A 24365-nucleotide genomic window follows, 5' to 3' on the forward strand; every position below is an offset into this window, starting at 1 on the left:
TTGAACCATGAAAATTAAACGTTTTTTTGCTAAAGATATGCGCACAGCACTGAAAGAAGTGAAAGATGAACTAGGTGTTGATGCGGTTATTATGTCGAACAAAAAGCTTGCTAACGGCGTTGAAATCGTTGCAGCTGTTGATTACGACAAAGCAGCCCCGAAAGCCGAAGCTAAACCAGCAGTGGCACAATCAGCACCTGCTCCACAGCATAACTTTGTTAAACCTGAGCCAATGCGTGCTAAACCTGAGCCGCAAGCGAAAGTTGCTGATAGCCTTCAAGCGTTACTTGAGCGTCAAGCCCCACGCCCTCGTTCGCCAGAGCTTGCGTCAATGTTTAGTCAATCTGGTATTGATACGAGTGAACACTATCAAGCAAAAGAGCCAAGCTTTGAGCAGCAACAGCCTGAATATAAGCAAGCTCCTCGTTATCAATCGCAGGCAGCACCTCGTGTACAAACTCAAGCACATAGCTTAGGTTTTGATGACGATTTAGATTCTGGTTTTGATGATTTAGATTCACCCGCTGAGCACAAAAACTCAGCACCTGCGAATCAATCAGAAATGACGACCATGCGCGAAGAAATGAATGCGATTCGTCAATTACTTGAACACCAAGTATCTGGCTTAATGCAACAAGATATGGCTCGCCGCGATCCGACTCGTGCATGTATGATTGACCGCTTAGCGGGTATGGGCATTGAACGTGATGTTGCTGAGCAAATGGCCTGTTTCATTCCTGATGATGTATCACGTCAACAAGCGTGGCAAGCATTACTGCAAATGGTTGAAAACCAAATGCATACAACGAATAACGAAATCCTACGTCAAGGTGGTGTATTCGCATTAGTGGGCCCAACGGGTGTTGGTAAAACAACGACTGTTGCGAAATTAGCTGCACTGGGCGCACAAAAATATGGTGCTGATAAAGTGGCGTTGATCACCACTGATACATATAGAATTGGTGCCTACGAACAATTGGCTACTTATGGTCGTATTATTGGCTGTGGTGTTAAGCAGGTAAAAGATGCGAATGAATTAGCTGAAGTGCTATACCATTTACGTAATAAGCGTCTAGTATTAATAGATACAGCGGGTATGAGCCAACGTGATTTACGTTTAACTGAGCAATTAAACACCTTAATGCGTAATCAGCGTGTTGATATTCGTAGTTATTTAGTATTAAGTGCGACAGCACAGATAAATGTGTTGCAAGAAACCGTAAGACACTTTAAAAAGGTTCATCTAAGTGGCTGTATCTTCACTAAATTGGATGAATCTTTAAGTTTAGGTGAGATTATTAGTATAGCGATTCAAAATCGCCTGCCAATAGGGTATCTTACTAACGGTCAGCGTGTTCCTGAAGATATTCGCGTAGCGAATGCTGAAAAACTAGTGAAAAAAGCTGAACAATTGTATTTAAAACGAGCAAAAGCACAACATTCACGACGTCAAGCAGTAGCGTCGAACACAGTAGGGATGTATGATTAACACAGTATTAGATCAAGCAAGCGGCCTGCGCAAAATGAATCAAAATAATAATAGTGGCGTTAAAGTTATCGCTGTGACTGGCGGTAAAGGTGGAGTGGGTAAAACCAATGTTTCACTCAACACCGCAATCGCATTAGGGCAGCAAGGAAATCGTGTATTAGTACTAGATGCCGATTTAGGTTTGGCAAACTGTGACGTGATGCTTGGCCTTCGTGTTGAACGTAACTTATCTCATGTTTTGTCAGGCGAGTGTGAGCTTGACGAAATTCTCGTTGAAGGTCCTGCAGGTATAAAAATTGTACCAGCGACGTCTGGTTCGCAAAGCATGGTGGAATTAACACCATCTGAGCATGCAGGCCTTATCCGCGCTTTTAGCGAGTTAAACACTGAGTTTGATATTTTAATTGTCGATACCGCTGCAGGTATTTCTGACATGGTATTAAGCTTTTCTCGTGCAGCCCAAGATGTTGTTGTGGTTGTATGCGATGAACCTACCTCAATTACCGATGCTTATGCGCTTATAAAAGTGCTTAGCCGTGAGCATGGCGTATATAAATTTAAAATTGTTGCCAATATGGTGCGCAGTTTGCGTGAAGGGCAAGAATTATTTGCTAAACTTTCAAAAGTAACGGATCGCTTTTTAGACGTTTCAATGGAGTTGGTAGCTACCATTCCTTATGACGAGAACATGCGTAAATCTACGCGACGTCAAAAGGTGATTGTTGAATTATTTCCAAACTCACCAGCTGCGGTGGCGTTTAAAACATTAGCAACAAAAGCAGTTAAGTGGCCGATCCCTAATCAACCTTCTGGCCATTTAGAATTTTTCATTGAAAAACTAGTAAACGGCTAACTATGACAACATCGGTGAATAAAGCGATGGGATATCAATCAGCACAAAACTTAAATGCGATTGTTGAAAAACATGCCTCTTTAGTTAAAAAAGTGGCGTGCCATCTAATTGCTCGTTTACCTGCCAGTGTCCAACTCGATGATTTAATTCAATCAGGCATGATAGGCCTAATTGAAGCATCAAAAAACTTTGATGCTAGCAAAGGGGCTAGTTTCGAAACTTTCGCTGGAATTCGTATTCGTGGTGCGATGTTAGACGAAATTCGTAGAGGTGACTGGGCACCACGCTCAGTTCACCGAAATGCTCGCCTTGTGGCTGAAACCATTTCCGAATTAGAAAGCACGCTAAATCGTGAACCTAAAGATACAGAAGTCGCTGAAAAACTTGATATAACGCTCGATGAGTACCATCATATTCTACATGATGTAAATTCTAGTAAAGTATTAGGTATAGAGGACTTAGGCGTTGATGAAGACGTCATTACACCTGTAGGTCAGGATTTAGGACTAGACAAACCGTTTAATAACGTTAAAAATGAGCGGTTTAACCAGTCTCTATTAACGGCTATCCAATCGTTACCAGAAAGAGATGCACTTGTTTTGTCTTTGTACTACAACGACGAAATGAACTTAAAAGAAATAGGACACATACTCGATGTTAGTGAATCGCGTGTGAGTCAGATACATGGTCAGGCGATGATTAAGCTCAAAGCAAAAATCAATGACTGGATTAATTAGTAGTAAGTAAATATAGGTTCAAACCTCACCGGAGGATGTTTTGGATAAAAACATGAAAATTCTTGTTGTTGATGATTTTTCTACAATGAGACGTATCATTAAAAATCTATTAAGGGATTTAGGTTTTACCAATGTGCAGGAAGCTGACGATGGGTCAACAGCATTGCCAATGCTACAAAATCAAGAATTTGATTTTGTTGTAACAGATTGGAACATGCCAGGTATGCAAGGCATTGATTTGTTAAGAGCAATTCGTGCTGATGATAGCCTTAAGCATATTCCTGTATTAATGGTGACAGCTGAAGCGAAAAAAGAACAAATTGTTGCTGCTGCTCAAGCGGGTGTTAATGGCTATATCGTTAAACCATTCACTGCTGCGACACTTAAAACCAAATTGGAAAAAGTGTTTGAACGTTTAGGTTAATCTAAGGGGAGAGGCTTATGTCAGCACTAGCTGCGCCTCAAATAAGTTTAGAGCAAGCTCGTCAACTTGTTGAGTTTCTTGAAAATGGTGAACAAGAAAAAGCTGATCAGCTGATACTTGAAACAGCATCAAAAGAACAATCAGAGCTGTTTGCTGAAATCGGTAAACTGACGCGACAATTACATGAAGCGCTAAAAAACTTTGATCTAGATACTCGTCTTTCAGATTTAACTACCGATGCGATCCCAGACGCTAAGCAGCGCTTAAATTATGTTATGGAAATGACAGAAAGCGCCGCTAACAAAACCATGGATGCAGTTGAAGCTAGTTTACCTATAGCGCAACAACTTGCAGATGAAATAGCGACGATTAAACCAACGTGGGATCGTTTAATGAGCCGAGAAATAGAGCTCGGTGAGTTTAAAAAGCTATGTCATAGCTTAGATAATTTTATGAATAACTCGCATACTAAAACCGATGAGCTACAGGGCTTGATGACCAATGTGCTGATGGCACAGGACTATCAAGATTTGACGGGGCAAGTAATCCGTCGCGTCATTGAGTTAGTGCGAGAAGTAGAAGACAGTTTAATTAATCTCTTAACTGTGTTTGGCAGTCAAGAAGATGGTCATCAACAACAAGAAAAACAGGCCATAGAAAAAGCACCTGCAACAAGTGATACACTAGCAGGTCCTGAAGGGCCGATTATTGATAAAGACTCTCGTGATGATGTTGTCTCAGGACAAGATGAAGTCGATGATCTATTATCAAGTCTGGGCTTCTAAGAGGAGAGTAGCTGCATGAGCTTTGAAGTCGATGAAGATATTTTACAGGATTTCCTTGTTGAGGCAGGAGAAATCTTAGAGCTTTTGTCAGAGCAATTAGTTGAGCTTGAGAACAATCCCGAAGACAAAGATCTCTTAAACGCCATTTTTAGAGGCTTCCACACTGTCAAAGGCGGTGCAGGCTTTTTAAGCATGACTGAACTTGTTGATGCGTGTCACGGTGCAGAGAATGTTTTCGATTTATTACGCCAAGGTGTTCGCAGTGTCACTCCTGAGCTTATGGATGTTATTTTACAAGCTCTGGATACCATCAACGAAATGTTCGCAACGATTCAAAATCGTGAGCAACCAGAGCCTGCAGATCCTGCGCTTCTAGACGTTCTTCATAAATTAAGCCAACCACCTACAGCGGAAGAGCTTGCAGGTGAAGATGTATCAGTAGCAGACGATGTAGCAGTTGCACCTGAAGAACCTGCTGTTGAAGAGGCTGTTGTTGATGCACCTGAAGTAACAGCTAACACGGCAGCAGACAATATTGATGAAGATGATCCATTTGCGTTTGATATGTTGTTTGATGGCGGCGGTCTTGCTGATAGTAAGGCAGAACCACAGAATATTGATGAAATTACTGAAGATGAGTTTGAAAGCCTCCTCGATGAATTACATGGTAAAGGTCAAGGGCCAGCAGCGGCTGCTCCTGAAGCTATTAGCAGTGATAGTGATGACATCACCGATGATGAATTCGACAGTTTATTAGACGAATTACATGGTGTTGGTAATTTTGGTGAAGTAAAACAAGAAAATATAGCCAAACCTGAAACCGTAAAATCTGCACAACCAACTCCTCAAGCGCCAGCAGTAGATACTACAAGCAGTGACTCAGACGATGAAATTAGCGATGACGAGTTTGAGGCGTTGCTTGATGAATTACATGGTAAAGGTACAGCTCCACAGTCTTTAGAAACGGCTGCGCCAGAAAAAGCGCCTGAACCACCTAAAGCTGAACCTGCAAAACCGGCACAGCCAGCAGCATCAAAACCGGCACCTACTCCTAAGCCTGCCGCAGCTGCACCTAAACCGGCTCCAGCTCCTGCAAAAGCACCAGCAGCTTCTGCTGCACCGAAAAAAGCGCCACCACCACAAGCTGAAACAACGGTTCGTGTTGATACCAAGCGCTTGGACGAAATCATGAACATGGTGGGTGAGCTGGTATTAGTACGCAACCGTTTGGTTAGCCTTGCAAATAACAGTAACAGCGAATCAATGGGTAAAGCCATCTCTAATTTAGATGTGGTAACTGCAGACCTGCAAGGTGCGGTGATGAAAACCCGCATGCAGCCAATTAAGAAAGTATTTGGCCGCTTCCCACGCGTTGTGCGTGACTTAGCTCGCAGCTTGAAAAAAGACATTAACCTGCAGCTGGTTGGTGAAGAAACCGATTTAGATAAAAACTTAGTAGAAGCGCTTGCCGATCCGCTCGTGCATTTAGTTCGTAACTCGGTTGACCATGGTATTGAAATGCCAGATGTGCGTGAAGCCGCGGGTAAACCACGTACCGGTACAGTCACTCTTTCTGCTTCGCAAGAAGGCGATCATATCTTATTGACCATTCGTGATGATGGTGCAGGTATGGATGCTGAGAAGTTGAAAAAAATTGCTATCAGCAAAGGTGTGATTGATCACGACCAAGCAAGCCGCTTGTCGGATACCGAAGCTTACAACTTAATTTTTGCGCCTGGTTTCTCAACCAAAGAAGAGATATCTGATATTTCAGGCCGCGGCGTCGGCATGGATGTAGTAAAAACAAAAATCACCCAGTTAAATGGCTCTGTCAATATTCAGTCAGAGCTGGGTGTAGGTACTGTATTAGAAATCAAGGTGCCATTAACACTGGCTATTTTACCGACTCTTATGGTTATTGTTGGCGAGCAAACATTTGCTTTACCACTTGCTGGTGTGAGTGAAATTTTCCATCTTGATTTAACTAAAACTAATGTCGTTGATGGTCAACTGACAATAATTGTGCGTGAAAAAGCGATCCCGCTTTTCTATTTACAACATTGGTTAGTAAAAGGTGCCAACCGCCAAGAGCGTAAAGCTGAAGGTCACGTAGTTATTGTGCAAATCGGTACTAAACAAGTGGGCTTTGTGGTTGACTCGTTAATTGGCCAGGAAGAAGTTGTTATCAAACCTTTAGATGCCTTATTGCAAGGTACGCCAGGCATGGCTGGTGCGACAATTACTTCTGATGGTGGGATTGCATTGATCCTCGACGTACCTAGCATGCTTAAACACTACGTTGGCTAATAATAAATAATAAAGTGCAGCGTTTAACTGCACTTTAAGTGATATAAAACAAGAGAGTGCCAATGGCAGTCAAAGTATTAGTTGTTGATGATTCAAGCTTTTTTCGCCGCAGAGTCAGCGAAATTTTAGAGCAAGACAGCAATATTCAAGTAATTGGTTTTGCCGTAAACGGTCGTGAAGCGGTCGATAAAGCCCGTGAATTAAAACCTGATGTAATTACTATGGATGTTGAAATGCCGGTTCTTGATGGCATTAGTGCCGTGAAAGAAATAATGGCAGCAACACCGACTCCTATTTTAATGTTCTCATCACTCACCCGTGATGGCGCAACAGCAACCCTAGATGCATTGGATGCTGGGGCCCTTGATTTTTTACCGAAAAAGTTCGAAGACATTGCACGCAATAATGAAGATGCAATCGCGCTTTTACAAAATAAAGTAAAAGAAATTGGTCGCCGTCGCATTTCTCGTTTTTCGCGACCAGCACCTATTTCGAGATCAACTCCGACTCCTACACTAAGAAGTAGTGGCGCTACAAGCAGTAGCGGTATTGTCCAGCCTGATCGCAGTTTTAGTCGTCCTGCTGCTGCAAGTTCGCCGGCTGCATCGTCATCGAATACGAGTAATATTCGCGCTTCGGGCAAGAAATATCAATTGGTTGCTATCGGTACATCAACCGGTGGACCTGTGGCGCTTCAAACAATTTTGACTCAGCTGCCAGCTAATTTCCCACATCCTATTTTGCTTATTCAGCATATGCCAGCTGCGTTTACGCCAGCTTTTGCTGCAAGGCTAAATGGCTTATGCAAAATCAATGTTAAAGAAGCGCAAAATGGTGACCGTTTAGTGCCTGGCACCGCTTACTTAGCGCCAGGTGGCCAACAAATGCTAATAGAGGGGCGTGGTGGTTCTCGCACTCTGCGAGTATTTGAAGACGATAGTCCGCGTATTACTTACAAGCCGAGTGTTGATGTGACTTTTGCAAGTGCTGCAAAAACCTTCGGCGGTGATGTGCTAGCTGTAGTATTAACGGGCATGGGCGCAGATGGCCGTGATGGTGCGCGTATGCTTAAGCAAGTCGGTGCGACTATTTGGGCGCAAGATGAAAAAACCAGTGTGGTGTATGGTATGCCACAAGCTGTTGCTAATGCCGGCTTGGCGAGTGAAAGCTTAGCGCTCGCAGATGTTGCGAATCGTTTAACGCGTGAGACTGGTTGTGGATAAACTGTCTTTCTTTGGCTTAATTGTCGCAGTAAGTGCCATCGCCTTTGGTTATGCATTAGAGGGCGGGGTTGTTTCTGCACTGTTTAATGGTCCTGCGCTTATCATCGTGCTTGGTGGTACGCTTGGGGCTGTCATGCTTCAGACTCCTGCTAGTGTTTTTACTAAAACACTTAAGATCAGTCATTGGGTGTTTTTTCCGCCGTATCACGATATTGATGCAGCAATCGAGCAAGTAAAGCGTTGGTCACATAAAGCACGTCAAGAAGGTTACTTAGCCCTTGAGTCGGAAGCGCTGTCGCACTCAGACCCGTATGCGGCAAAGGGCTTGAGTCTACTTGTTGATGGTATTGATGAGCAAAAGCTTAGAGATACGCTTGAAATTGATTTAATGCTTGAACGCGAACGCTTACTCGAGGTAAGCCGAGTTTATGAAGCTATGGGCGGTTATAGCCCTACAATTGGTATTTTAGGTGCAGTACTCGGTTTGATTCAGGCCATGCAATTTATCACCGATCCTGAAAAACTGGGTGCCGGTGTTGCTACAGCGTTTATTGCCACGATTTATGGTGTTGGTTTAGCGAACTTATTATTTTTGCCTATGGCGAATAAACTCAAGCAGCAAGTGGAACAAAAAATGCTGTATCATGAACTACTCGCTGAAGGCATTATTGCTATTTCGCAAGGTGAAAGCCCACTAAATATCGAACTAAAACTTGAGGCGTACCGTGTAGAGCGCCCAAGCTTAGTTGACGAGTAATTTATTATGATGCGCCGTCGTCTGCGTCATAACACGTCAAAAAACCAACATACTGAACGCTGGCTTGTCTCTTATGCCGATTATATGACCATCATGTTTGCTTTTTTTGTGGTCATGTATGCGATCGCAATTAGTAAAAATGAAGATTTTCAAATTCTCTCAGATTCACTAGAGCAGGTGTTTGAAAAGTCTGCTCGTCAGCAACAACAGGTTGGCACTGGGGTTAACGGCACAGGCATACTAACTGACAGAGTCAGCCCTGAGAACGACATTCTATACGGTGAGAGCATTCGTAAAGATGAGCAAGGCCCTGAATTACTCGATGGGCAAAGCGAAACCAGCAATATTGAGAAAAAACATCTCGGCAAGCCTCTCGACAGCTTACTTACTAAATTACAGTCTGCGCTCATTGATGAAATTCGTGATGGCGAAGCAAGTTTAGAGCTTCATCAAGATTGGCTCATCATTGAACTAAGCTCTGGTATGTTGTTTTCATCGGGCAGTGCTGTTGCACAGCAGCGTGCAAAACAAGTTGTTAGTTTAGTGAAAGATATTATTGCACCAGTTGATAATTACATTCGTGTGCGTGGTTATACCGATAACGAAGGTATTCGTAATGAGATGTTTCGCTCTAACTGGGAGCTATCTGTAGCGAGGGCGACATCTGTCCTAGTTGAGCTTGAGAGTTTAGGTATTAACCCTGCGCGTATGGCTATTGAAGGTTACGGGCAATATTCACCTTTTGCAAGTAATGACACTGAGCAAGGACGCGCAGAAAACCGCAAAGTGGTTGTTGCGTTGTCTAAATATGGTTTACCACCACAAGAGCCAGAAAACGCAGAACAAGAGTCACAAAACCAACCGCAACAGACGACAGAAATTGAGTTGCCAAGCGATGATAACAGCATTAAAGTGATTCAATTACCACATGGTGGCATTAGGATTACCACGCGCAATGAACAATAATAAGGTGTGATGTGAAAGTTTGGACCGTAGCGAATCAAAAAGGTGGGGTAGGGAAAACAACAACAGCCGTTAGCCTTGCTGGTATTCTCGCTTTACAAGGAAAACGCGTGTTACTTATTGACACCGATCCGCATGCATCATTGACTTATTATTTTGGTATAGATTCAGAAGACTTAGAAGTCAGCGTGTATGATATTTTCGCGCGTGGTAACAGCATGGCCAGTGAAGAAATTTTGCAGGCTCTATGTCCTTCAACACTTGAAAACCTAGATATCTTACCTGCGACGATGGCAATCGCGACGCTTGATAGAAGCATGGGCAATAAAAATGGCATGGGCTTAATACTAAAAAAAGCGCTTGCCAAAATTAGCGACCATTATGACTATGCAATTATTGATTGCCCGCCTGTTTTAGGTGTTTTGATGGTCAATGCTCTTGCAGCTAGTGAGCGAATTTTAGTACCAGTACAAACAGAATTTTTGGCCTTAAAAGGGCTTGATCGTATGATGCGTACGATGGAGCTGATGCAAACATCGCAAGCAAAACAGTACCAATATACAATTATTCCTACAATGTACGATAAACGTACTAAAGCATCACTTGAAGCTTACAAGACTCTGCAGGATAATTACAAAGATAAAGTATGGTCAGGCGTGGTTCCTGTCGATACAAAGTTTAGAGATGCTAGTTTAGCACAGCAAGTGCCGATTCAATTTTGCCCGCGTTCGCGTGGGGTATTTGCCTATCGCGCCCTGCTTGATTACTTAGTTGCACAAGGTTAAAGATGAGTAAGCATTTATTTGCCAATGAAAAAGTGATGACCCAATATTTGGGCGCTTTGTTGTGTGAAGATGAGCCTACAGACCAAAATCTTGAGCCAGTCGCAAAGCTGCTGGAGCAGGTTAAAGAGCCTGAAACTAAGACAGAAGAAAAGCTGACAGACGTTCAGCCTACTCCAGAACCTGTTTTACCACCCCCAGAACCGACTAAAGAGCTTGAGAAAACCGAGAACCAAGCTAATATCAAAGATATAGTCGCAGAACCTAAAGCTGAACTGGTTGCAAAAACCTCGTCTGATCGTCAAGAAGACTATTTTGATGGTGAATTTCAGGCATTATTCTTTGAGGTTGCAGGGTTAACCCTTGCTGTACCGTTAAAAGCATTAGGGGGAATTCATCAGCTGGCAGAGGTTAACCAATTATTTGGTAAACCAAAATGGTTTAAAGGTGTCATGCTAAACCGTGAAGAAAAACTAAATGTTGTTGATACTGCACGTTGGGTTATGCCAGAAAAGTATGATGAAAAATTAGAACAATCATTAGATTATCAGTATTTAATCACCTTAGGTGACAGTCAATGGGGATTATTGGCTGAAAAGCTCGTAAATAATATTACGCTTCGTAAAGAAGATGTAAAATGGCGAGCAAAATCAGGTAAGCGGCCTTGGCTTGCAGGTGTTATCAAAGAGAAAATGTGCGCCTTGATTGACGTTGAAAATTTAAATCAATTGCTAGAGCAGGGCTTAGACAGCCGTGAGCAGTAACTATTTTTACGGAGTAATAGCATGAGTGAAGAAAGACTACTGTCAGCAAATAAAAACGCTGATAGCAACGATGAAGTGTTACAGTGGGTAACCTTTAAACTTGAAGAAGAAACGTACGGCATTAACGTAATGCAAGTACAAGAAGTACTTCGCTATACCGAAATTGCTCCTGTACCAGGTGCGCCTTCTTATGTATTAGGTATTATTAACTTACGTGGTAATGTTGTTACTGTTATCGACACTCGTGCACGTTTTGGTTTAATGGGGGCTGAGGTCACTGATAACTCTCGTATCGTTATCATTGAAGCTGAAAAGCAAGTGATTGGTATTCTAGTCGACAGTGTCGCAGAAGTGGTTTACCTACGTAGCTCTGAAATTGACAGTGCGCCAAATATTGGCACAGAAGAAAGTGCTAAGTTTATCCAAGGTGTATCTAACCGTGATGGTGAGTTACTGATCTTGGTTGATCTTAATAAATTATTAAATGACGATGAGTGGGACGAGCTAAGCGCACTATAAGCGTTTGGAAATTATATGCTGTTATACTCTTTGTTTGGTGCCTCAATCTTACTTGTATTAGTGTGTTTGGGGCTTATTTTTGTCAATAACAATAAGCAAGCGGCGGCGATTCAAGCTAAGCAAAAACAGTTACAAGAAGCTCAACAGCAATTGAGTATTTTACGTAGCGAAGTGGCTGAAATGCGAGCTGGCATGCTAAGTATTGGCAAACGTGTTGTTGCTGTTGAAGAAAAAAGTAAAGAGCTTGAACAGCTACAAGATGCACAAAAATATGATGATCCGAATGCGAAAATTTATTCGCGAGCGGTTAAAATGGTTGAGCTAGGCGCTGATTTAGAAGAAATAATTCGTGAATGCGAATTACCCAGAGCCGAAGCTGAGCTACTCATGTCACTTCATAAACAAAAAGGCGCCGAATAGGCGCTTTTTTATTTGAGCTAAGCTTTGATGTTGAGCTTACCTTGAAAGTCTTGCCAACCCGGTGGAAACTTACCACGCAATACGTACGAAAAAGCAATTAATTCAGCAATAACATAATAGAGCTCTTTCGGGATTTCTTCACCTAGCTCAAGATGCGATAAGGTTTGAGCTAAGTCCGCATCTTGATGTATCAAAATGCCTTTTTGCTCAGCAAGTTTGACGATTTCTTCAGCCAATTCACCAAAGCCTTTACTGGTTACTCGTGGCGAGCTACCCGCTTCGTAGAGTAAGCCAATTGCTGATTTATGCACCGCTTGTTCACTCATAAAAATTACACCTTAATGTTAATAATCGCATGGGATTTATAAAAAGCTTGGTGGTTTGATGTCCCTTGTTGCAAGTTTAACTCACCTACATTTAAACCATGGCCTGCTAATTTATGGCGTAGTGTTTCTAAATGCGGATGAGCAAGCGCTGTCACTTCTTGTGAAGACGCTAGCAACTGGCAATCAACTGCTTTATCCATCACCTCTGCGGTAATTTGTAACTTGCCAAGCTGTGCATAATCAAAGTTCAAGCGCACAAACCAGACATTCTTAGCTTCGAGTTTATTTTTACTTGGCTTTTTATATTGTCCTAAGCTGATTTCTGTTTGCCCTGTTTCAGGAGGTAACTTCATCGGTAAGAAAAACTGCGCTAAAGCACTGTTATCTTGTTGCTGATTGATAGGCGTTGTTTGCACCTGAGCTAGAGTGTTTTTCAGTTGCGAGGCTTCAGCCGCCATGGCTTGCATCGCAGGCTGCTGTAGTTGCTCGAGTAATTTATTGCCGTTAACGGCTTTAAAGTTGGGCACTAACACTTGCAGTAAGGCATCAAGACCAGTTTGATTATTAAAACTAAGGTTGGTTGGTGCTTGATTAATAATTGGCGCGGCAAGTGAAGCCACTGCTAATTGTTCTAACCCTTGGCTGAAGCTTGCCTGCTGAGTTTGACTAGGCAGTGCTGTTGGCCTGAGGATACTTAAAAGCTCTCGTTCAATCGTTGTAGGGTGCATGTTTTGACTCGAGATCATGCGATTAAATGCTTGATTAACGAGCCTGTTTAAATCTACCGAAGGCGATGTGTTTTGCTCACTCAGGGCTACAAGTTTCTCTGTTAATTGCACTGGTAGAGGCATACTTGCTAACGGTTTACTTTCCGGGAGCGGTAATAGCTTAGCAATCAGCGTGGCTTCGATTGGCCTTATCGGCAATAATGGCTGACTCAAGTTCGGCTCTTTCAACGCTAAGAAGGGGGCGTGTAATTGAATTTGCTGTTGAACAACTTTTTGTAACCCTACGGTTTGCTCATTGGGTGCTCGAGTCACGAAATTATGCTGTTTAGTTTGCTCACTCATATTTTTCAGTACTGAATTAGCAAGGCTACTTTTAACTGGGGCAAGCTGTTCAAATGCTGCTTTGTCAGAGTTTAGTGTATTAACAGAACTGTTAATTGACTTGTTGTCTGCAGGTGCTTTTTGCATAGCATTGTCTATGCTCAATACAGGGAGTTGTGCTTTGCTATGGTTTGTAGCCAACTGAGTCGCTTGATTTTGTGCGCTAACAAGCGGCTCTAAACTGACTTTTAACCGTTGTAGTAACTGTATTAAAGGTGCTGCCTTGTTATAGCTCACGGGTAAACTAACTTGCTTTGCAGGCTGACTTTCGGTTAATGGCTCTGTTTGTTTAGCCGCAGGTGGTGGCGTATTAGCTGTAACTGGCCTACTTTCTTTTTGCAGCACTTGAGACGAAGCAAGTTTTGGCGTGCTTTGTTGAGCAGCGGCAAACTTTACTATATTGATTTTATTAGCATTAAAACCCAGTTGGCTAATTGTATTTTTGCTTTCAATCAGCTGATGGGTTGACTGGTTAACAGCCGCTTTAGTGGTAGCAGGAAGCTTTTCAAAATAGCGCACTGCATCACTAATACGCGTTTTTAAATCAGCAAAACTGTCTTTTAGCCAAGAGCTAATGGGTGAATGTGAGCTGCTCGATGGTGCTAACAACGTTTTCTTAGGTTCAACTGCTTGGCTTTTTAATGCTTGATTGAATGTCTCTGACAGCGAGTTCTTTAACAGTATTTGTTGCACAGGCGCTTTATTTATAAGTTCAACAGTATTTTTAACTTGCTGGGGGGTTAGTTTTAATGCATGAGGATGAAATTGCCACTGGGCTTGAATTTGCTTAGCTTGTTTTGGCGATATTGTAGGTAGCGGTAAAGTTAATTCATTACTTTGCTTGTTTGCAACGCTTAACTGTACTTGTTGCCCTGCTAATTTCAAATTCATTTCAGGGGTTAGCTTAGCCACCAACTCAGCTAATTTTTGTTGGCTAACACTTTGCTGATGGAGTGAATCCCCAAAGCGATTAATAATGTTTAAATTAAAGCTATTTTGTTGGTTGGTAGCAGGCAGCAAAATGGCTTTAAGCGGTGCTTCAGCTTTTAAAAGAGCAACCAGGCTATTATTAAGAGCAAACTCAGCTTTTAATGCCGGTAGTTGTAGTAAAGGTTTACTTGGCGCAATCTGAGCGGGGTGCGGCATATTTGTATTTGCACTCCCTTGCGTTAGCAAGTTCAGCAGTGCTTGTAATTGCTGGCTTTTGCCAAGTGTAATCGTCAGTGGTGCTGGTGTGATAGTCAGCTGTTTACCATCACTACTTAATTGAATATTGGCCGCTAAAAAGCGCTCAGTTTTAAGATTTTCTTGCTCTGTTGATAAGCGCAGTGTTTGCCATGAGTTATTGATTAGCACGTCCATTTGCACACTGTGCTTACCAACCACAATATTACGAGCAGTTAGGCTCTGCTCAGCCAGCATTTTCAAGGCATCATTAGGTGATTGCTGTAGTGCACTGCTGGTTGCTTTTGGGTCTAGATTAAGCTGAGTGCTGAGAGTCAACTGGCTTTGTTTATTCATTATTTTAGATCAAATATAAGTTAATCGTTTTAAAGCAATATTCGTATTACCCTATCATTATGGTAGACTAACGCCTAATTTTGGGTATAGAGAATCGTCATCTTGTTACACATTAAGGCCGTCACCTGCATCAAGCAAGATCGTTGTTTGTTTGCGGATCTTAATTTCAGCTTGAAATCGGGACAAATTATGCAGTTAGCTGGTCCGAATGGGGCTGGTAAAACATCATTATTGCGTATTATCGCGGGTTTCGCTATGGCGGATGAAGGCGATGTTTTGTTCCAAGATCGCTCAATTACAAAATACTATGATGAATATGCACAAGAGTTATTATTCATCGGCCATAAAACTGGAGTAAATACACAGCTTACCGCCCTTGAGAATGTCGCATTTTGGCTAAAAATAAATGGCTACGATAGCAAACAAGACTTGTATCCGATCTTAGCAAAAATAGGCTTGGTAGGTCTTGAAGATGTACCTGTTCGTATGTTGTCAGCAGGGCAACAACGCCGTGTCGCTCTAGTAAGACTGTGGTTAAACAGTGCCAAACTATGGATCCTTGATGAGCCATTTACAGCCCTTGATAAAAGCGGTGTTGCATTTTTACAAGAACGCTTTGTTGAGCACCTAAATGCTGGCGGCGCGATTCTATTAACCACCCACCAAGATTTAACGACACATTTTAGTGACCTTCAAACAGTGACTTTGGAGTATCGCCACTGATGGTAAAACAGCATTCGTATTGGCAATTATTCTCTGCGGTTTTTTCTAAAGATCTTAAATTAGCGTTTCGTCAGCGTGCTGAAATCGTTAACCCTATCTTGTTTTTTCTTATTGTTATTACACTTTTTCCGTTAGCAATTGGCCCTGAACCCGGTCTACTTGCTCGTATGGCGCCGGGCATTATTTGGGTCGCTGCGTTACTCTCGACCATGTTAGGCCTAGATAAGCTATTTCGTGATGATTATCACGACGGAACACTAGAGCAATTAATTGCTTCATCATACCCTTTACCGTTAACTGTCCTTGCAAAAGTGGCAGCGCATTGGGTGATCACGGGGTTGCCTTTAGTGTTAATGACTCCGGTATTTGCTTTGTTATTGAATTTAGAAAGTTCAGCGCTTTTAGCAACCGTTCTGACCTTATTGTTAGGTACGCCATTGCTTAGCTTCATTGGCGCAATTGGCGCTGGACTCACTGTGGGACTACAAAAAGGCGGCATTTTAATGAGTTTGCTTGTTCTGCCTTTGTATATCCCTGTACTAATTTTTGCAACCTCGGCTATTGATACCAGCTCTATGGAGCTTGCCTATAGCGGACAGCTTGCAATCCTTGGTGCCATGCTAATCGTAGCGATTATAGCGGCGCCAATTGCCATATCGTCAGCATTGAAAGTGAGTGTAAGTTAATATGTGGAAGTGGTTACATCCCTACGCAAAAGCAGATCGTGCTTACCAATTGTGTAACACCTTACTGCCTTATTTCGCCGTCGTTACGGTGGTTTGTATGATTGTTGGATGGGTCTGGGGGCTTGCTTATGCCCCAGCCGATTACCAACAAAAAGACAGCTACCGAATTATTTTTATCCATGTGCCTTCAGCTATTTTATCTATGGGCGCTTACTCTTCTATGGCGATTGCAGCAGTGATCGCACTAGTATGGCAATTACGTAATGCAGAACTTGCAGTGATTGCAATTGCACCTGTTGGGGCATGTGTGACAGCGATAGCATTAATTACCGGTGCAGCATGGGGTAAGCCTATGTGGGGCGCATGGTGGGTGTGGGATGCACGTCTTACCTCTGAGTTAATTCTGTTATTTTTATACCTTGGTGTGTTATCGCTTTATCATGCTTTTGAAGATAAAAAAGCAGCGGGGCGTGCTGCTTGTATCTTAGCCATTGTTGGGGTTATCAACTTACCGATTATTCACTTCTCGGTGGAGTGGTGGAATACCTTACACCAAGGTGCAACCATTACAAAGTTTGATACTAAAGCCATTGATCCAAGCATGTTTTGGCCATTAATGGTTAACATTGTTGCGTTTGCAGGTTTTGTTGGTGTGGTGACGTTAATCCGCCTTAAAAACGAAATTCTTCAACGTGAAAAGCATCGCCCTTGGGTGCGTGATATGGTTGAGCGAGGTTAATCATGCAGTTTGATTCTTTTGCAGATTTTATTGCCATGGGTGGCTATGGCTTTTATGTATGGTTGTCTTTTGGTAGCTGTGCATTAATTTTACTCGGTATTTTATTTAGTTCGTTAAACGATACAAAACGTATTTTCTCTTCAGTAAAGCAGCAAGCACAACGTGAAGAGCGCATTAAGAAAGCGAAGCAAGAGGCAGGGCAATGAATCCAAGACGTAAAAAACGTTTATTAGCAGTTGTAGCCATTATTTTTGGTGTGGGTGCAACGATTGGTTTAGTGCTGTATGCACTGCAAGAAAACATCAATTTATTCTATACCCCAAGTGAACTTGTTGATGGTAAAGGACCAAATAAAGAAAAACCGCATATTGGTCAAAAGTTACGTATTGGTGGCATGGTTGTACCAGGCTCAGTTGTTCGTGACGAATCAAGCTTAAAGGTAAGCTTCAAACTGATTGATAAAGGCCCTATGGTGACAATTAATTATCAAGGGATCTTACCGGACTTATTCCGTGAAGGCCAAGGGATTGTGGCGCAGGGCGTGTTAGTTAAAGCCAATGAAATTGATGCCTTTGAAGTACTTGCAAAGCATGATGAAGAATACATGCCTGCAGAAGTTGCTGAAGCAGTGAAGGGTATCAAGCACGAAAAACCGACGTATAACTTAGATAACGGCAATTAATATGATCCCAGAACTCGGTTATTTTTCTTTAACACTGGCCATGGTGCTCAGTGTTCTATTGTGTATTTTTCCTATGTGGGGGGCGCATACCGGCAATTTACGTTTAATGCGTGCCGCCCCATCACTGGCAATTGGACAGTTCGTATTTGTGCTTTTGTCTTTTGCGGCACTTGTTTATGCTAGTTTAACCGACGACTTTACTGTTTCGTATGTTGCTTATCATTCAAGTAGCACCTTACCTTGGTACTACAAAATAACCTCGACATGGGGTGGTCATGAAGGGGCGATATTACTTTGGTTAGTGATGCAAGCGGGTTGGACAGCCGTAGTAGCTATGCGCTCGCAATCATTACCTTGGGTATTACGTGCTCGTGTACTTGGTGTACTAGGCTTTTTAGGTGTTGGCTTTATGTTATACACCTTGTTAATGTCGAGCCCATTTGAGCGCTTATTACCGTATTTCCCTGTAGAAGGTCGCGATTTAAATCCGTTATTGCAAGACCCAGGTATGATTATTCACCCGCCATTGCTTTATATGGGCTATGTAGGTTTATCTGTGTCATTCTCATTCGCTATTGCAGCGTTACTTACTGGTAAGCTTGATAATACTTGGGCTAAGTGGTCTCGTCCTTGGACTATGACAGCATGGGGCTTTTTAACACTTGGTATTACCATTGGTAGTTGGTGGGCATACTCAGAACTTGGCTGGGGCGGCTGGTGGTTCTGGGATCCCGTTGAAAACGCATCATTAATGCCATGGCTTGTGGCAACCGCATTGCTGCACTCATTATCAACCACCGAAAAGCGTGGTGTATTTAAGTCGTGGACCGTATTACTGGCTATTGCAGCATTCTCGTTAAGCTTACTGGGTACCTTTATTGTTCGCTCGGGTATCATTGTATCTGTGCATGCTTTTGCCTCAGATCCTAACCGCGGTATGTTTATTTTAGCATTCTTAGCCATTGTAGTTGGTGGTGGTTTATCGCTTTATGCACTGCGTGTATCACAGGTGAAAAGTGAGGGCCGTTACAAGTTTGCCTCACGTGAAGTTGCGCTTTGGTTAAATAATATTTTCTTAGTTGTGGCAACACTGATTGTATTGCTAGGTACATTATTGCCAATGATCCATAAAGAACTTGGCTTAGGCAGCATTTCGATTGGTGAGCCGTTCTTCAACAAGATGTTTGCGATTCTACTGGTGCCGTTTGCCATTTTAATGGGTATGGGCCCGCTGTTACGCTGGAAACAAAATAAATGGTCAATGTTGCAAAACAAATTTGCCCTATCGGCTGTAGTTAGCCTAGTTGCAACGGCAGCGTGGTTATATTCAAGTTACGATGTAATTGCGCCAATTACCTTTATTGCAACTACGCTAGCGGTATGGATTGTTGTTACTACAGTGGTTGATTTAGCAGCAAAAGTAACCATTCACAAAACCTTAGGTGAAGGCTTTAAACGTTTAGGACTAAGCTATTGGGCGATGGTATTAGGTCACGTTGGTTTAGCGTTCGTGATTGCAGGTGTAACGTTAACCTCTGCTTATTCAGTAGAGCGTGATGTATCAATGAAGCCGGGTGACACTGTGGCTTTAAATGAATACCAGTACCGTTTTGATGGTGTTAAGTCTATTCGCGGCGCTAACTATAGCGGCCATGCTGGGGTTGTCACTGTGCTGAAAAATGATAAACAAGTAACCGTTTTACATGCTGAAAAACGCCGTTATGACATTGGCATGCAGTTTATGACAGAAGCCGCTGTGGATGCTGGCTTTACGCGTGACTTATACCTAGCACTGGGTGAGCAATTAAGCCAAGGTGCGTGGTCGTTACGTATTTACCATAAGCCTTATGTTCGTTGGATGTGGCTCGGTGGTATCTTGATTTCACTGGCAGGCTTTTTAGTGCTTGGTGATAAACGCTATCGCCAAAAATCGACTAAGCAGGAGGCATCAGCATGAACCGTAAACTACTCGCACTAGCACCTTTACTGGTTTTCGTTTTACTGTGTGTGTTTTTATATCAAGGCTTGTTTGCTAACCCGCGTGAGCTGCAAACTGGGCGTATTGGGCAGGCTATGCCAGCTTTCAACTTGCCAGACTTGATGGATGAGTCAACGCGTTGGACAGATAGTGATTTAAAAGGTGAAGTTTACTTACTCAATGTGTGGGGCACATGGTGCCCGACCTGTTTAGCTGAGTTGGGCTATTTAACTGAGCTTAGAGAGCAGGGCGTTAAGATTGTTGGCTTATACTACGAGCAAGGCTACGACCCTGACTTTGATGGCCAGTTTGATATTAACGCACTACGCGAAGACGTTACCAGTATGCTTAATCGTGCTGGCGACCCATATCAATTCAATATCTTAGATTTAAAGCGCACATTAGCCCTTGATTTAGGGGTGTCTGGCGCGCCAGAGACCTTCTTAGTTGATAAGCAAGGCACCATTTTGCTGCACCATACCGGCGATATTAATCCGCGTGTGTGGCGAGCCAAATTCGCACCGTTAATGCAGGAGTTACAGTAATGAGACTCGTGATTTTTTTAGCAAGTTTGCTTATCACGTTTAGTGCATTTGCAGAGCAAGACAAATATCAATTTGATGACAAAGAGCAAGCTGTACGCTTCAGTGAGCTTACCAAAGAGCTGCGTTGCCCTAAATGTCAAAACCAAAACATTGCCGACTCAGACGCGGTTGTAGCCAAAGACTTACGCGACAAAGTGTTAGCGCTGGTAAAAGATGGCAAAACTAAAGATGAAGTCATCGATTATATGATTGACCGTTATGGCTACTTCGTACATTACGATCCACCCGTAACACCCGCAACCTTAGTATTATGGGTATTGCCAGTATTGATTGTGGTACTTGGCTTTGGGTTTATTGTTTTACGCCAACGTAAGGCATCGGTAAAACAAACATGGACAGAGCAAGACGAGGCACTACTTGCAAAGTTAATTGAACAAAATCAACGTCAGGAGCAAAGCTAGATGGCATTAATGTGGGCTTCTTTTGTTTTACTCACGCTGGTTGCATTGCTATTTGTTGTCGTTCCTTTTTTTAAACGCGAACGTATTCAACGCCTTGATCACAATGCAAACTCGGAGTTAATCCGAATTTATCATCAACGTTTAGATGAGCTTAAAACAGACTTAGATAACCAACGTATTGATGCACAAATGCACGACGAATCAGTTATCGAACAAAAACGTCGTTTGCTCAATGAGCTGTCTCCAGAAAAAGCGCTAAATAGTAAAGGTAACAACCGTATTTTTGCCCTTACTGGCGCTGGCTTTTTAATTGTTTTAACGGCTATCTTTTACGGTTACACGGGTAGTCAGCAGCAAATAAAAGGCTGGCATGACGCGATGGCAAACCTTAAGTCGTATGGTGAACGTGCCGTAATGCAAGATGGTGAGCCATTGACACCGAATGAGTTGCAAGCATTTGCTTTAGCATTGCGTACCAAGCTTGATCAAAGTGGTGATGATGAAGTGGCGTGGATGCTGCTAGGTCGTGTTGCGATGTCATTAAATGAATTTGATATGGCGATGCAGTCATTTGATAAAGTGCTAAAAATGAACCCGGATAACAAGCAAGTGCTGATCAGCTACTCGCAAGTTCTGCTAATGGAAGGCAGTGATGCGAATATGTCACGTGCAGCAACGATGTTATCGAGAGTGTTAAAAGCAGAGCCGACTAATATTGATGCAATCTCATTGTTAGCTCTGATTGCTTATGAGCGCAAGGATTGGCTGCAAGCTAAAACTGCGTTTGAAGTACTGCTTGCAAGTATGCAGCAAAATGATCCGCGTTATAGCATGATTGCAGAGCGTATTGCTGAAATTGATGCTCACTTAAATAATCAGCAGCAAGTTACAAATACAGAAATTGCAAAAGCTTCACACAGTGAAATTAGCATCACAGTTGATTTAGACTCAGCTCTAGCAGATTCGCAGCCACAAAACGGCACCTTGTTTGTTTTTGCAAAAGCAGCCAGTGGCCCACAGATGCCATTAGCCGTGGTAAAAATGACGGAATACAGCTTTCCGCTAACAGTGACATTGAGTGATTCGAATGCAATGGTTGAAGGTCTGAATTTATCAAGTGTCGATAAAATTATTTTAACTGCGCGTTTATCAAAAGATGCAACTGTGGTAACTTCTAGCGGCGAGTTGGAAGGCAAGTCGGGTATTTTAGAACGTGCGAACGTTAAAGAGTACGCGTTGCTAATTAATGAGTTAATACCGTAAGGATAGCCGATGTTTAGGCACAGTATATTTTTTATCTTTTTTGTAGTGCTTGCAGGATGCGCACAAATACCCGAAGAAAAAGCGGATGAGCGAGATCCGTTACAGTCGTTTAACCGTCCTATGTATGATTTTAATATGGACGTGCTTGACGCCTATATTCTTCGCCCAGCAGCTGTTGGCTACGTTACAGTAACGCCAACACCGGTAAGACGTAGCATTGTTAATTTTACCGATAACATCACCGCACCAACGGATATGGTCAATGCTGGTCTGCAGGGTAAGCCTGGTAATATGGGTATTAGCTTAGCGCGCTTTTTAGTGAACTCTACAGTAGGTCTACTCGGTTTTTTTGATGTTGCTTCATCGCTGGGCTTAGAAATTGTCGATGAAGATTTTGGCCAAACTCTTGGTGTATGGGGAGTGGGTGATGGTGCTTACTTGATGATCCCTGGTATGGGACCAAGTACCGCACGAAACTTAACTGGTGATGTTGTTGATAATTTCGTATTACCTGAAATAACACTAACAACACCTCAAACAATATTAGTGTTTGCACTTAAAGCGGTTGAAGCCCGTGCTTCATTAATGCCACAAGAGAGCCTATTAAATGAGTCGCTAGACCCTTATATCTTCATGAAGGATATCTACTTCCAGCGTCAATTATATGAGCTACATGATGGTAATCCGCCACTAGAAAAAGAACCAGATGACTTTGACGAAGACTTCTTAGAAAATCTTTAAAAGTGTTAAATAAAAATGCCAGCAATTGCTGGCATTTTTATATCGTTAAGGGATGGGTATTCATCAGTCCCCAAATACACTCATTTGGTCATTAGACCAACTTAATGCATCATGGTAAGCGTCCGGTACTTCTTCAGGTTTAAGTCCAAGTTGTTGTTGGATTTCTTTCGCTTTTTCCCAATTTGCTTGCTCATAAAATTTTACCAGCTTTAAATACGTTGCTAATAAGCCTTCATCTTTGAGTAGCGCATCTTTAATTTCAATAGTCAGCGGTAACTTGTTCATTACACTTGGCATATCTTCGTCGAGGATTGCATCCATTAACGACATCATACCCGTTAAAAATGCCATACCAGTATCTCGCATTTTGCCGTGGCTGATTGCCAATAATTCAGCAAACCGAGCACGGGTCAATGAAAGGCGAATTAGTTCGGCTGGCTTATCTGCTGCGACTTGCGCTGCAAATAAAAGTGATAAGAAACGTTTAATTTCTTCACTTCCTAATACAATAAGCGCTTGTTTAATTGTGCTGATTTCAGCGCGACGTTTAAAGGCCGCTGAGTTTGAGTAGCGTAGCAACTTATAAGATAAGTTAACGTCACGTTCAAACACCTCAGTGATTTTTCTGAGGTTTAGATCAATACTCGATGTTTCATATAGAAGCTCGGCAAGAGCCATCTCTGATGGCGGCAAAGTTTTGCTTTGTACCATCTCAGGTTTTGAAAAGAAAAACCCTTGGAAGTAGCTAAAGCCCATTTCTAGGGCAAGCTGATACTTTTCGTATGTTTCAACTTTCTCAGCAAGCAACTTTATGTGTGGATACGGCTTAATAGCCTCGATGATCGCTTTTATTGAGTCTACATCACAAGTTAGAAAGTCAATCTTAATAATATCGATGTAAGGATAAAAGTGTCGCCATACAGGTTGGTGAATGTAATCATCAAGTGCAAGTATATAGCCTTTTTCTTTTAGATCTTTAACTAATGCCAGTAAGCGTTTACCTGGTTGGATTGTTTCTAATATCTCTACTACCACCTGCTCTTTACCAAGTAAAAGTGGATAACCCTTTTGCAAGGTTTCTAGAGTAAAGTTGATATAAGCAGGTTTGTTATCCGTTAAATCCTCTAAACCAAAATTAAATTGGCTGCCTTCAATAAGTCGTGACGTTGCTTCATCGCCATCAATATCAGGAAAAACGTTGTCTACGCCATCTCGAAATAAAAGCTCGTAGCCAATTAGTTTTTTATCCCTGTCTAAAATAGGTTGGCGTGCAGCGTAAAAATACATAGTCCAAACATGTCCACATCTGTTAATTCATTTACTTCTCGCAATATATTGCATTGTGCCTGAAATAGCATTAGCTAAATGTTCATTTGCGAGGAAAAGTTATTATTTTATTAAGAATTAAAGACTAGGATAATTTGCAGATAAATTCTATAACTTGCGATTAAATATAAGAAAAATGTTAGATAAAAGTTGAAAAATTGAGCTTTGTCATTTATCTGCTTGATTGGAGTTAAGGGGGGTAAGCATGATATAGTCGTGGGTGATATAGGTTTTTACCCCAA

General features: G+C 42.3%; 26 protein-coding genes. 23 read left to right on the forward strand and 3 right to left on the reverse strand.

Annotation, left to right across the window (positions count from 1 at the left end; translation table 11 throughout):
* Positions 1-7 precede the first annotated feature (7 nt).
* The 13 genes from flhF to NO991_RS12465 all read left to right on the forward strand — a co-directional run bounded on the left by flhF (position 8) and on the right by NO991_RS12465 (position 12023).
* Positions 8-1489, forward strand: coding sequence for a flagellar biosynthesis protein FlhF (gene flhF / locus NO991_RS12405; RefSeq protein WP_199529236.1), 1482 nt, complete (start codon positions 8-10; stop codon positions 1487-1489).
* On the forward strand, positions 1482-2342 hold the full coding sequence (locus NO991_RS12410) for a MinD/ParA family protein (protein WP_054553259.1): 861 nt from the start codon (positions 1482-1484) through the stop codon (positions 2340-2342). Before flhF ends, NO991_RS12410 begins: the two co-directional genes overlap by 8 nt.
* A 26-nt stretch (positions 2343-2368) precedes the next feature.
* Positions 2369-3079 carry an RNA polymerase sigma factor FliA gene (locus NO991_RS12415; RefSeq protein WP_054562345.1) on the forward strand — a complete coding sequence of 237 codons (711 nt, stop codon included), beginning with the start codon at positions 2369-2371 and terminating at the stop codon, positions 3077-3079.
* A 40-nt stretch (positions 3080-3119) separates the two neighbouring features.
* Entirely contained in the window at positions 3120-3503 is a 384-nt protein-coding gene (gene cheY / locus NO991_RS12420; protein WP_016708035.1) for a chemotaxis response regulator CheY, read from the forward strand.
* Positions 3504-3520: 17 nt separating this feature from the next.
* Positions 3521-4288: a protein phosphatase CheZ gene (locus tag NO991_RS12425; RefSeq protein WP_138599034.1), complete on the forward strand. Its 768-nt coding sequence runs from the start codon at positions 3521-3523 to the stop codon at positions 4286-4288.
* 15 nt (positions 4289-4303) lie between these two features.
* A complete protein-coding gene (locus tag NO991_RS12430; protein WP_054553257.1) occupies positions 4304-6595 on the forward strand; it encodes a chemotaxis protein CheA in 2292 nt (763 codons plus the stop codon).
* 62 nt (positions 6596-6657) lie between these two features.
* A complete protein-coding gene (locus NO991_RS12435; RefSeq protein WP_138618591.1) occupies positions 6658-7818 on the forward strand; it encodes a chemotaxis response regulator protein-glutamate methylesterase in 1161 nt (386 codons plus the stop codon).
* Positions 7811-8575 carry a flagellar motor protein gene (locus NO991_RS12440; protein ID WP_138599032.1) on the forward strand — a complete coding sequence of 255 codons (765 nt, stop codon included), beginning with the start codon at positions 7811-7813 and terminating at the stop codon, positions 8573-8575. Before NO991_RS12435 ends, NO991_RS12440 begins: the two co-directional genes overlap by 8 nt.
* A gap of 6 nt (positions 8576-8581) precedes the next feature.
* Positions 8582-9541 carry a flagellar motor protein MotB gene (locus tag NO991_RS12445; protein WP_138599031.1) on the forward strand — a complete coding sequence of 320 codons (960 nt, stop codon included), beginning with the start codon at positions 8582-8584 and terminating at the stop codon, positions 9539-9541.
* 11 nt (positions 9542-9552) lie between these two features.
* Positions 9553-10323, forward strand: coding sequence for a ParA family protein (locus NO991_RS12450; RefSeq protein WP_054553253.1), 771 nt, complete (start codon positions 9553-9555; stop codon positions 10321-10323).
* 2 nt (positions 10324-10325) lie between these two features.
* On the forward strand, positions 10326-11084 hold the full coding sequence (locus NO991_RS12455) for a chemotaxis protein CheW (RefSeq protein ID WP_055020708.1): 759 nt from the start codon (positions 10326-10328) through the stop codon (positions 11082-11084).
* A 21-nt stretch (positions 11085-11105) separates the two neighbouring features.
* A complete protein-coding gene (locus tag NO991_RS12460; RefSeq protein WP_054553251.1) occupies positions 11106-11603 on the forward strand; it encodes a chemotaxis protein CheW in 498 nt (165 codons plus the stop codon).
* 15 nt (positions 11604-11618) lie between these two features.
* On the forward strand, positions 11619-12023 hold the full coding sequence (locus tag NO991_RS12465; RefSeq protein WP_054553250.1) for a DUF2802 domain-containing protein: 405 nt from the start codon (positions 11619-11621) through the stop codon (positions 12021-12023).
* 17 nt (positions 12024-12040) lie between these two features.
* Here NO991_RS12465 and NO991_RS12470 read toward each other — a convergent pair whose 3' ends face one another.
* Together NO991_RS12470 and NO991_RS12475 are read right to left on the reverse strand one after the other, a co-directional pair.
* Complete coding sequence (locus NO991_RS12470; RefSeq protein ID WP_054553249.1) at positions 12041-12349, reverse strand: EscU/YscU/HrcU family type III secretion system export apparatus switch protein; 309 nt, start codon at positions 12347-12349, stop codon at positions 12041-12043.
* A 5-nt stretch (positions 12350-12354) separates the two neighbouring features.
* A complete protein-coding gene (locus tag NO991_RS12475) occupies positions 12355-14979 on the reverse strand; it encodes a flagellar hook-length control protein FliK (RefSeq protein WP_371352074.1) in 2625 nt (874 codons plus the stop codon).
* 102 nt (positions 14980-15081) lie between these two features.
* Here NO991_RS12475 and ccmA point away from each other — a divergent pair, with 102 nt between their 5' ends.
* Genes ccmA through NO991_RS12525 form a run of 10 tightly spaced genes read left to right on the forward strand, consistent with a single transcriptional unit; the run spans position 15082 to position 22797 of the window.
* The gene (gene ccmA, locus NO991_RS12480) at positions 15082-15702 is read left to right on the forward strand and encodes a cytochrome c biogenesis heme-transporting ATPase CcmA (protein ID WP_138599030.1); all 621 of its coding nucleotides are present in this window, start codon (positions 15082-15084) and stop codon (positions 15700-15702) included.
* Complete coding sequence (ccmB, locus tag NO991_RS12485; RefSeq protein WP_054553246.1) at positions 15702-16388, forward strand: heme exporter protein CcmB; 687 nt, start codon at positions 15702-15704, stop codon at positions 16386-16388. The genes ccmA and ccmB overlap by 1 nt, the downstream gene beginning before the upstream one ends.
* A gap of 1 nt (position 16389) precedes the next feature.
* Positions 16390-17127, forward strand: a complete 738-nt coding sequence (locus tag NO991_RS12490; protein WP_054553245.1) for a heme ABC transporter permease — start codon at positions 16390-16392, stop codon at positions 17125-17127.
* 2 nt (positions 17128-17129) lie between these two features.
* Positions 17130-17333 carry a heme exporter protein CcmD gene (gene ccmD, locus NO991_RS12495; protein ID WP_054553244.1) on the forward strand — a complete coding sequence of 68 codons (204 nt, stop codon included), beginning with the start codon at positions 17130-17132 and terminating at the stop codon, positions 17331-17333.
* Positions 17330-17809 carry a cytochrome c maturation protein CcmE gene (ccmE, locus tag NO991_RS12500; protein ID WP_054553243.1) on the forward strand — a complete coding sequence of 160 codons (480 nt, stop codon included), beginning with the start codon at positions 17330-17332 and terminating at the stop codon, positions 17807-17809. Before ccmD ends, ccmE begins: the two co-directional genes overlap by 4 nt.
* 1 nt (position 17810) lies before the next feature.
* Positions 17811-19766, forward strand: coding sequence for a heme lyase CcmF/NrfE family subunit (locus NO991_RS12505; RefSeq protein WP_187490190.1), 1956 nt, complete (start codon positions 17811-17813; stop codon positions 19764-19766).
* Positions 19763-20332, forward strand: coding sequence for a DsbE family thiol:disulfide interchange protein (locus NO991_RS12510; RefSeq protein WP_138599028.1), 570 nt, complete (start codon positions 19763-19765; stop codon positions 20330-20332). The genes NO991_RS12505 and NO991_RS12510 overlap by 4 nt, the downstream gene beginning before the upstream one ends.
* Positions 20332-20793, forward strand: coding sequence for a cytochrome c-type biogenesis protein (locus NO991_RS12515; RefSeq protein WP_138599027.1), 462 nt, complete (start codon positions 20332-20334; stop codon positions 20791-20793). The genes NO991_RS12510 and NO991_RS12515 overlap by 1 nt, the downstream gene beginning before the upstream one ends.
* Entirely contained in the window at positions 20794-22056 is a 1263-nt protein-coding gene (gene ccmI / locus NO991_RS12520; protein WP_138618589.1) for a c-type cytochrome biogenesis protein CcmI, read from the forward strand.
* Between the two features lie 9 nt (positions 22057-22065).
* Positions 22066-22797 (forward strand): VacJ family lipoprotein, encoded by a 732-nt coding sequence (locus NO991_RS12525; RefSeq protein ID WP_138599025.1) that lies wholly within the window; start codon positions 22066-22068, stop codon positions 22795-22797.
* A gap of 63 nt (positions 22798-22860) precedes the next feature.
* Here the strand turns inward: NO991_RS12525 and NO991_RS12530 are convergent, their stop codons facing one another.
* Positions 22861-24084, reverse strand: coding sequence for an EAL and HDOD domain-containing protein (locus NO991_RS12530; protein ID WP_054553237.1), 1224 nt, complete (start codon positions 24082-24084; stop codon positions 22861-22863).
* Positions 24085-24365: the final 281 nt, after the last annotated feature.

Origin of the sequence: Pseudoalteromonas sp. DY56-GL22 (assembly GCF_041414715.1) — a bacterium.
Classification (GTDB): Bacteria; Pseudomonadota; Gammaproteobacteria; order Enterobacterales; family Alteromonadaceae; genus Pseudoalteromonas; species Pseudoalteromonas simplex.

What these genes read in the sequence shown, in the direction of transcription:
- NO991_RS12470 (WP_054553249.1), bottom strand. Translation starts at nt 12,349, where the DNA reads ATGAGTGAACAAGCGGTGCATAAATCAGCAATTGGCTTACTCTACGAA.
- NO991_RS12465 (WP_054553250.1), top strand. Translation starts at nt 11,619, where the DNA reads ATGCTGTTATACTCTTTGTTTGGTGCCTCAATCTTACTTGTATTAGTG.
- flhF (WP_199529236.1), top strand. Translation starts at nt 8, where the DNA reads ATGAAAATTAAACGTTTTTTTGCTAAAGATATGCGCACAGCACTGAAA.
- NO991_RS12510 (WP_138599028.1), top strand. Translation starts at nt 19,763, where the DNA reads ATGAACCGTAAACTACTCGCACTAGCACCTTTACTGGTTTTCGTTTTA.
- ccmD (WP_054553244.1), top strand. Translation starts at nt 17,130, where the DNA reads ATGCAGTTTGATTCTTTTGCAGATTTTATTGCCATGGGTGGCTATGGC.
- NO991_RS12425 (WP_138599034.1), top strand. Translation starts at nt 3,521, where the DNA reads ATGTCAGCACTAGCTGCGCCTCAAATAAGTTTAGAGCAAGCTCGTCAA.
- NO991_RS12460 (WP_054553251.1), top strand. Translation starts at nt 11,106, where the DNA reads ATGAGTGAAGAAAGACTACTGTCAGCAAATAAAAACGCTGATAGCAAC.
- NO991_RS12515 (WP_138599027.1), top strand. Translation starts at nt 20,332, where the DNA reads ATGAGACTCGTGATTTTTTTAGCAAGTTTGCTTATCACGTTTAGTGCA.
- NO991_RS12445 (WP_138599031.1), top strand. Translation starts at nt 8,582, where the DNA reads ATGATGCGCCGTCGTCTGCGTCATAACACGTCAAAAAACCAACATACT.
- ccmI (WP_138618589.1), top strand. Translation starts at nt 20,794, where the DNA reads ATGGCATTAATGTGGGCTTCTTTTGTTTTACTCACGCTGGTTGCATTG.
- NO991_RS12525 (WP_138599025.1), top strand. Translation starts at nt 22,066, where the DNA reads ATGTTTAGGCACAGTATATTTTTTATCTTTTTTGTAGTGCTTGCAGGA.
- NO991_RS12490 (WP_054553245.1), top strand. Translation starts at nt 16,390, where the DNA reads ATGTGGAAGTGGTTACATCCCTACGCAAAAGCAGATCGTGCTTACCAA.
- NO991_RS12530 (WP_054553237.1), bottom strand. Translation starts at nt 24,084, where the DNA reads ATGTATTTTTACGCTGCACGCCAACCTATTTTAGACAGGGATAAAAAA.
- NO991_RS12430 (WP_054553257.1), top strand. Translation starts at nt 4,304, where the DNA reads ATGAGCTTTGAAGTCGATGAAGATATTTTACAGGATTTCCTTGTTGAG.
- NO991_RS12475 (WP_371352074.1), bottom strand. Translation starts at nt 14,979, where the DNA reads ATGAATAAACAAAGCCAGTTGACTCTCAGCACTCAGCTTAATCTAGAC.
- NO991_RS12410 (WP_054553259.1), top strand. Translation starts at nt 1,482, where the DNA reads ATGATTAACACAGTATTAGATCAAGCAAGCGGCCTGCGCAAAATGAAT.
- ccmE (WP_054553243.1), top strand. Translation starts at nt 17,330, where the DNA reads ATGAATCCAAGACGTAAAAAACGTTTATTAGCAGTTGTAGCCATTATT.
- NO991_RS12415 (WP_054562345.1), top strand. Translation starts at nt 2,369, where the DNA reads ATGGGATATCAATCAGCACAAAACTTAAATGCGATTGTTGAAAAACAT.
- NO991_RS12505 (WP_187490190.1), top strand. Translation starts at nt 17,811, where the DNA reads ATGATCCCAGAACTCGGTTATTTTTCTTTAACACTGGCCATGGTGCTC.
- NO991_RS12435 (WP_138618591.1), top strand. Translation starts at nt 6,658, where the DNA reads ATGGCAGTCAAAGTATTAGTTGTTGATGATTCAAGCTTTTTTCGCCGC.
- ccmB (WP_054553246.1), top strand. Translation starts at nt 15,702, where the DNA reads ATGGTAAAACAGCATTCGTATTGGCAATTATTCTCTGCGGTTTTTTCT.
- NO991_RS12455 (WP_055020708.1), top strand. Translation starts at nt 10,326, where the DNA reads ATGAGTAAGCATTTATTTGCCAATGAAAAAGTGATGACCCAATATTTG.